Below are 5977 nucleotides of genomic sequence, written 5' to 3' on the forward strand. Positions count from 1 at the left end.
ACTTTACACAACGTAGTGCCCCTGCCGAAGGGTAGTTATCTGACCTTCCATTTAAAAACGGGAGCCGTTCAACGGAAAGTGTTGTATACCCGTTATTATCTTTATACCCAATACAACCGGGAAGCAGCAGTAGCAGCGGTTCGCGGAGCGCTTACCCGTGCAGTGGAAAGCCATTTGGTAGCCGATGCACCGGTGGGTTTGTTTTTAAGTGGGGGGATTGATTCCAGTTTGCTGACAATATTGGCACAGCCGGTATTGCAGGAGCGGCTGAAAACCCTGTCCATTGTTTTTGAAGAAGCGGCTTTTTCAGAGAAAAAATATCAGGACATTATTATCCGGCAAACAGGAGCACATCACCAGTCGTTTTTGGTAACCCGGCACGATTTCAGGGAAGCATTGCCGGATATTATGATGGCCATGGACCAGCCGAGTACCGATGGAATCAATGCTTATTTCATCAGTAAAAAAGCAAAGGAATATGGATTAACAGCGGTTTTGAGCGGCATTGGAGCCGATGAGCTGTTTGGAGGCTATCCATCTTTTCAGCGGGGCAAAATCATGGATGCTGCCCTGCACATTCCGGGATGGTTATTGGGATTAACAGGATTGCTGGGTGAAAGCCGATTTCGTAAAATTTCATTTTTACAGGTGAAAACACCCTTGGGCTATTATTTGTTTAACAGGGGATTTTTTATTCCTGCTCAGGTAGCACAGCTATTGGATTGCACGGAAAAGGAAGTGATGGAATTGATAGCAGGCGATGCCATTCCGCTGTATACCCGGTATTTAGAGGGGCTGGAAAAAGTGAGTGATATGGAAACGAATTTGTACATGCAAAACCAGTTATTGAAAGATACCGATTACATGAGTATGTGGCATGGGATAGAAGTGCGGGTACCATTTTTAGATAAACCATTGATGGAATTGGTGTACAGTATTGCACCGGAAATACGGTATAATAGCAGGCAGCTTAAATGGTTGTTGATTGAAGCTTTTAAAGATTGCTTACCGGAAGCCATCTGGAACCGGCCTAAGCGGGGATTTGTATTTCCGTTTGGAGCATGGATGGCGCAAATGCACAGCAACGGAAAAGATGGCAAGGCTGCCAAAATGCATGCGCAGTTGCTGCGCCACCGCATCCACTGGAGTAATTATTGGGCGTATTTGTTAACGCGGAGCGAGGGTGTGCATTTGAGTGATTAAAAATGGCGCATAGGCAGTTGGGCCATTGGGTTGGCGAATAGAATTGGTATGCTTTAACGGTATTGCAACACTTGTACCCCTGCTGTTTTCCGCAGGTGCTAAACCGAGTTGTAAAAATTATGCACCGTTGCAACAACAGCCGATTGTATATAAATTATGACCCGGTAGCTTTGAGAAGCAAAGCAACGTTCTGCCATACGGAGTGGTATGCCCATCTGCTGTATCCTTTCCTGGCTTTGCATACCAACTTAGCGCCCTTTGCGTAAAAAATACAAGGGCCCGGATACTTTATTTCAAATAAATGAAATATTCATCGCCATACGAATATGACCAACGACCAACCCCCCAACATCCCATTCCGGTTGGTGAGGACACGCAACCGGATATAGCTAACCACCAAAAATCAATACATAAAGCACACCATGCCCAAAATATTATTCTTATACCTCAAAGCTTTTTCCTTTACCGGAGGTATTGAAAAATTTAACCGGAATTATTTGAAAGCCCTGCATGAGCTGAGCGTAGAAGGGTACCTGCATGCCGAAGCATTTGCTATGTACGATACTGAAGCGGATCGCCGGTATTTCCCAAAACGGCGATTCAAGGGTTTTGGCGGCTGGCGATGGCTATTTGTATGGCATGCCATTACCAAAGCACACCAATACGATACCGTAATATTGGGCCATATTAACCTGGCTGTGGTGGGCATACTCATGAACCTGATGAATCCGCGCATTCGGCTAATTCTCATTGCCCATGGGATAGAAGTGTATAAGCCGCAACGCGGTATTAAGAAGAAACTGCTGATGAAGGCTACACAGATTTTTTGTGTGAGTGGGTTTACCCGCAGCCAACTGATGGGCAACCATGCTTTTTTAACTTTGTTGCAATGTGTTATTTTCCCCAATACCCTGGATGCTTATTTTATTGCCCCTACCGTTTTGGAAAAACCGGCAGCTTTATTACAACAATATGGCATTACTGCCAATACCCGCCTCATACTAACGGTAACCCGTTTAAACTCTTTCGAAAAATACAAGGGTTATGATACGGTAATTCGATTGATGCCCCGTTTGTTACAATCACATCCCAATACCCTGTATTATATTATTGGCAAAGCCGATGCAGCCGAAGAGGCAATGGTTACGGCTATCATTCAGCAACTGGGATTGGAGGAAAAGGTAAAGCTATTGGGATTTGTGCCCGATGCAATATTGCAGGCACATTATTTACTGGCAGATGTATTTATTATGCCCAGTAAAAAAGAAGGTTTTGGCATTGTATTTATAGAAGCCATGGCTTGTGGGTTACCTGTGATTGCAGGGAATAAAGATGGCAGCAGTGATGCATTGTTAAACGGCAAGCTGGGTACGTTAGTTGATCCGGATGATCCCGATGCTATACTGCATGCGTTACAACAATTGTTATCAGGCAATGCAGTGATGCAGGGCCGTTATTTACAGCAAGAAGTATTGCAACATTTCAGCTTTGCGCAGTACAAGCTTCGCTTACAAAAGCTGTTGACGGGTAGGGTAGTGAATGAAAGTTAAAAAATTTAGACGTTAATGATAGGAATGGATGTGAAGCTGCAGCTCTCGAAGCGGAATGTGTATCCGCAGCATCCTCCACGGGCATGCGTTGCTGCAACAGCAGCCGTGGAATCAGGAATCTAGCATTGCATCCGTTTGGGTAGATACAGCGGGGAAGGGGTAATCGGAATGGCACTGCGGGAACGAAAATCAGTGTAATCCTTCCATCCGATGAATCAGTGGTTCAGACAATGCATGCATCGTACCAACGACCAATACCAAAGACCAGCTCCCAATTCCGGTAGGTGCAGACACACAACCGGTAGGTAGTATGATTGCTAAAGACTAAAGACCAATGATACATTTTGCCAGTAAAAATACTCATATTCAATCCTTATTTTTATCCCGGTTATAAAGCCGGCGGGCCGGTACAGTCACTCACCCATTTAATTGAACGCATGGGTGATGTGTATACTTTTGCCGTAGTAACATCTGCCTTCGATTTAGGTGAACAGCAATCTTATACCGTTATACAAACCGATACCTGGCAGGTTGTGCAGCTCAATGGCCATAACGTAATGGTATGGTATGCCGCACAACCGCTTACGGCTGCAGCAGTACGCCAACGCATTGCCGAACAAAAGCCGGATATTATTTACCTGAATGGTATGTATGGCTTTCCCTGGTTTATATGGCCCCTTTGGTGGTACAGACGTGGTAAAACAGGTAATGCAAGGGTAGTGGTTTGTCCGAGAGGCATGCTGCAACCTGGCGCATTGGCGGTGAAACCCCTGCGCAAAAAAATATACCTTACCGCTTTACGGTGGTTGGGTTTGTGTAAAGGTATTCGCTGGCATGCCACCACCCCCGAAGAAGCGAAGGATATTAAACAAATGATGGGTGCTGAAATAGAGGTTCGGGTAGCCGCGAATATTCCTAAATTACCCGTTCCCTATTGGGAGCCTGCTGCTAAATTGCCCGATACTTTGCGGTTGGTGTATGTATCCCTCATCACCCAAAAGAAAAATTTGTTCCTGTTATTACAAGCACTGCGGCATTGTAAATGCAGGATTTATTTAGATATTTGGGGGCCTTTGGTAGATGCGGCCTATTGGCAGCAATGCGAAAAGCTAATTCCACAATTACCGGCTAATATTTCAGTTCAGTATAAGGGAACAGTGTTGCCACAGCAGGTGCAGGCTACCATAGCACAATACGATGCTATGGTTTTACTTACCAAGGGCGAAAATTTTGGACATGTAATTTATGAAAGCTTCAGTGCGGCAAGGCCGGTTTTGATGAGTACATTTACCCCCTGGCAAAATTTGGAAGCCAGGCAGGCCGGTTGGGCAATAGCGATTACGGATACCAAAGCCATTGCCAGGCAAATAGACAGGTTAAGTAGCATGCCCGCACCAGAATGGGCTGTGTATTGTGCCGGGGCATATGCACTGGCTATGGCTTATTTATCGCAGAACAATGCAGAATTAGCTTACGGGCAATTGTTTGATACCGTAAAAGAAGCATAAACCATGAAACAGGTACAATTACAACAATACAACAATAGCTGGTATAATCCGGGTGGCAGTGCTTTGAAACGCATGCTCTGGTATTACACAAATGCCGGCATTTTTCAAACATCCTGGTTACCCTTTAGCAGTATTAAAGTGCAGTTATTGCGTTGGTTTGGGGCTAAGGTGGGTAAACGGGTAGTGATAAAACCCTGCGTAAACATCAAATATCCCTGGCATTTACAAGTGGGGGATGATGTTTGGATAGGAGAAGAAGTATGGATTGATAATTTAACCACTGTACAAATTGGCAGCAACGTGTGTATATCGCAGCAGGCATTGTTGATAACCGGAAACCACCATTACGGAAAAGCCACATTCGATTTGATGGTACAACCCATTACCTTGCATAACGGGGTATGGATTGGTGCACAGGCTGTGGTGGCAGGTGGAGTAACCTGCGGCGAACACAGTGTATTAACGCTGCGCTCAGTTGCCACCAAAGATTTATTGCCGAATGGTATTTACAGCGGACATCCTGCCATACGGGTGCGCAAACGAATTATTGAATAAGTATTCCATACGCATGTTTTCGCTCACCATTATTACGCCCAGTTTTAACAATGCTGCTACTATTCTGCATACGGTAACATCTGTTGCCACACAAAGTTTCCCTCCGGCCGAACACCTGATAATAGATGGCGCCTCTACCGATGACACTTTGAATTTGCTGCAGGATACCGCTGCTATCGTATATTCAGCCCCCGACAAAGGCATGTATGATGCCATGAATAAGGGTATTGCATTAGCCAGGGGTACTATCATCGGTATTTTAAATGCAGATGATTTTTATGCATCGAAGGAAGTGTTGGAACAGGTGGTTCAGTTGTTTCAGTATACCGGCTGCGATGCGGTGTATGGCAATTTGAAATATGTAGCTGCTGATGCCATAGAACGGGTACAACGGAACTGGATTGCCGGAACATACTATCCCGGTGCTTTTGTAAATGGATGGATGCCACCGCATCCCACTTTCTTTGTCAAAAAATCGGTATATGAACAGTACGGCGTTTTTAATCTTGATTTGGGTACAGCCGCCGATTATGAGTTGATGTTGCGCTTCATTCATAAACACCATATTTCGCTTGCTTATCTCAATCAAACTTTGGTACACATGCGTTCGGGTGGTGCCAGTAACCAAACCCTGCTGGCAAGGTTCATAGCCAATCGTAACGATGCTTTGGCCTGGAAAATCAATGGCCTACAACCCCGCTGGTATACGTTATATGCCAAACCCCTCCGCAAGTTGGGGCAGTTTTTGGGATAGCTGCCCTGTTATTTCCTCAAAACTACAGGCAAATAGGTTCAATAATAACCCCTTTCTTCCGCCTATATATTCAATGATACGCGCTTCTTTTTGCGCTTGTGCAAAAAATGTAACAACTTAAATCATCACAGCGCATACTCAATTGTATGCCGGTTTGCGGGGTCACCAACCGGTAGGAGAAACTAAAAGTGAAACTGCTCCTCACCCCTATATTCCCTGCAGTGCCTGCTCGTGTTCAGCAACAACGGAAGTTAATTGTGGAATCGGGGATGGTTTCAATAACACCACATACACCTTACTAACGCAAAGGGGGGATGCTGCGGCTTACGGAGCAGGCTTTCCGTTTACCAACCGCAGCCTCCTCCATCATCATACTGAGCCGTGTTGCATGATACCTTACAAACTCT

At 45.2% G+C, this 5977-nt stretch carries 5 protein-coding genes; all 5 read left to right on the forward strand.

Annotated elements, in window-relative coordinates; genetic code table 11:
* On the forward strand, positions 1–1203 hold a 1203-nt coding region (locus A0F92_RS00600), incomplete at its 5' end, for an asparagine synthetase B family protein (protein ID WP_167516670.1).
* A 422-nt stretch (positions 1204–1625) separates the two neighbouring features.
* Positions 1626–2753, forward strand: a complete 1128-nt coding sequence (locus A0F92_RS00605) for a glycosyltransferase family 4 protein (RefSeq protein ID WP_068240575.1) — start codon at positions 1626–1628, stop codon at positions 2751–2753.
* Positions 2754–3097: 344 nt separating this feature from the next.
* Complete coding sequence (locus A0F92_RS00610; RefSeq protein ID WP_068240577.1) at positions 3098–4261, forward strand: glycosyltransferase; 1164 nt, start codon at positions 3098–3100, stop codon at positions 4259–4261.
* 3 nt (positions 4262–4264) lie between these two features.
* Entirely contained in the window at positions 4265–4816 is a 552-nt protein-coding gene (locus tag A0F92_RS00615) for a WcaF family extracellular polysaccharide biosynthesis acetyltransferase (RefSeq protein ID WP_068240579.1), read from the forward strand.
* Positions 4809–5570: a glycosyltransferase family 2 protein gene (locus A0F92_RS00620; RefSeq protein WP_253809986.1), complete on the forward strand. Its 762-nt coding sequence runs from the start codon at positions 4809–4811 to the stop codon at positions 5568–5570. Before A0F92_RS00615 ends, A0F92_RS00620 begins: the two co-directional genes overlap by 8 nt.
* Positions 5571–5977 lie beyond the last annotated feature (407 nt).

The sequence above is a fragment of the Hydrotalea flava genome (assembly GCF_001623405.1).
In the GTDB taxonomy this organism is placed as follows: Bacteria; Bacteroidota; Bacteroidia; order Chitinophagales; family Chitinophagaceae; genus Hydrotalea; species Hydrotalea flava.

Excerpts from the sequence above, each read along its gene's own strand:
- A0F92_RS00605 (WP_068240575.1), top strand. The coding sequence starts at position 1,626 with ATGCCCAAAATATTATTCTTATACCTCAAAGCTTTTTCCTTTACCGGA.
- A0F92_RS00615 (WP_068240579.1), top strand. The coding sequence starts at position 4,265 with ATGAAACAGGTACAATTACAACAATACAACAATAGCTGGTATAATCCG.